Below are 1,822 nucleotides of genomic sequence, written 5' to 3'. Positions count from 1 at the left end.
TGCTAATGCATTCTGATTGTCAACATAAGCAATTAATTTCCCTGGTACCAGGCTGGGCCTAGCTTAAAGTGGTTTTTGGTTCTGGGAAAGTTGAGGCATTAACTATTCTCCCATCGGGCAACAAAGCATTTTTCATGTTAAATCCTCCTGAAAGAAGGGATAAAAATGATGACCAGTCCAATAGTCTATGAACATTATGCTATTTACTCCGCTTATTACTTGGGTGATGCAGCCTGTGATCAAACAAGCGATATGATAATTTTCTTAAAAAATAATATACCACAATATACCCATGAAGATGTGTTGCGTTTTCTCACTGATAAAGAATTTAGGCAATCAGTAGTAGCACCGTTAGAGACCGATATTCCTGCATTGGTTAACTTAGATAAAAAGTGGTACAGAGAATACGAAAAACAAATCGGCAAGAAAAATTGGTGGCGAAAAGCCGTAAGAATTGTATCCAAGTTAATTGATCTCCCTGATCCAAAACCTTTAAAACCGGGTTCTATCGAAATGGAGATTTACCAGACGATACTAAATTCCGAACAGTATATCATTCCGGTTGTTTATAAACATATTGATGAAAATAATCCCAAAAAGCACGACGTATTCTATAAAGACGAACTGCTGAAATATTTCAATATCTACGGAGTGAAATTTCAGGAGTTTTATTTTGCCCGTTTAAACAACTGTGTTCCTTACATGGAATTGGAGTTTGAATACTATCATACCTGGGCTAAAAAAACATTCGAGATATATCTTCCTTATGGCGAAATGAAGAAACTGTATGAGAAGATATACAAAGAAAAATATCCGGAGAAATACCGGTATGTTTACGTCTAAAGCTAATTTTAGGGAAGTGTGTTGAAATGCCAAATAAAAACTTAATTATTGCCGAAAAACCTTCAGTAGCCCGGGACCTGGCTGCGGTGTTAGGCAACTTTCAGAAAAAAGAAGGCTACCTTGAAAACAATGAATATGTCGTCACCTGGGCCATCGGCCACCTGGTTGAGTTGGCTGAACCCGAAGATTACGATGCACAGTTAAAAAAATGGGACTTAAATACACTGCCCGTAATACCGGAAAGATTTAAGCTCAAAACCAGCCCGAAGACGGTAAAGCAGTTTAAAGTAGTTAAACAGCTGGTTAACAGGTCCGACATTGAAAAACTCATATGTGCAACCGATGCAGGACGCGAAGGTGAGCTTATTTTCCGGTATATTTACCGCCTTACCGGCTGCAAAAAACCTTTTATGCGTCTCTGGCTTTCGGAAACAACTCCGGCGGCCGTCAAAAAAGGTTTTGCCGCACTTAGGCCCGGGTCTGAATTCAACCGCCTGGCCGCAGCAGCCGAAGCGCGCAGCCAGGCCGACTGGCTCATCGGCATCAACGCCACCCGCTCATTTACCGTAAGGCATAGCACCTTACTATCCATCGGCCGGGTGCAAACACCAACGCTGGCGCTTATCGTCAACAGGGAACGCGAAATAAAAAACTTTGTGCCCGAACCCTACTGGGAACTATACGCCGAGTTTACTAAAAGCGATGGCCAAGTATATGCCGGTAGATGGTTCAACGGCGAACAAAACAGATTTCATAACTTACAGACTGCCCAGGTGGTACAAGCCAGGGTTAACAACCAACCGGCCAGTGTACTCGAGGTGGAGGAAAAAGACCTGGCGGAGCTTCCGCCGCTTTTGTTCAACCTCAACGACCTGCAAAAAGAAGCCAATAAAAAATTTGGCCTGGCGGCGGCCAAGACGTTGGAGTTGGCCCAGTCCCTGTACGAAACCAGAAAACTTATTACCTACCCCCGTACAGA

2 protein-coding genes are annotated in these 1,822 nt (G+C 43.0%); both read left to right on the top strand.

Annotated elements, in window-relative coordinates:
* Window positions 1-165: 165 nt before the first annotated feature.
* Entirely contained in the window at window positions 166-843 is a 678-nt protein-coding gene (locus H569_RS0117060; protein ID WP_027365965.1) for a hypothetical protein, read from the top strand.
* 26 nt (window positions 844-869) lie between these two features.
* Window positions 870-1,822: DNA topoisomerase (locus H569_RS0117055; protein ID WP_027365964.1), on the top strand; the 953-nt coding region annotated here is incomplete at its 3' end.

The organism is Desulfotruncus alcoholivorax DSM 16058 (genome assembly GCF_000430885.1).
In the GTDB taxonomy this organism is placed as follows: Bacteria; Bacillota; Desulfotomaculia; order Desulfotomaculales; family Desulfallaceae; genus Desulfotruncus; species Desulfotruncus alcoholivorax.
The sequence above is the reverse complement of the archived record's forward strand: the minus strand, read 5'-3'. Positions and strand labels throughout refer to the sequence as shown.

Coding starts and splice junctions, on each gene's coding strand:
- H569_RS0117060 (WP_027365965.1), top strand. CDS start 166: ATGATGACCAGTCCAATAGTCTATGAACATTATGCTATTTACTCCGCT.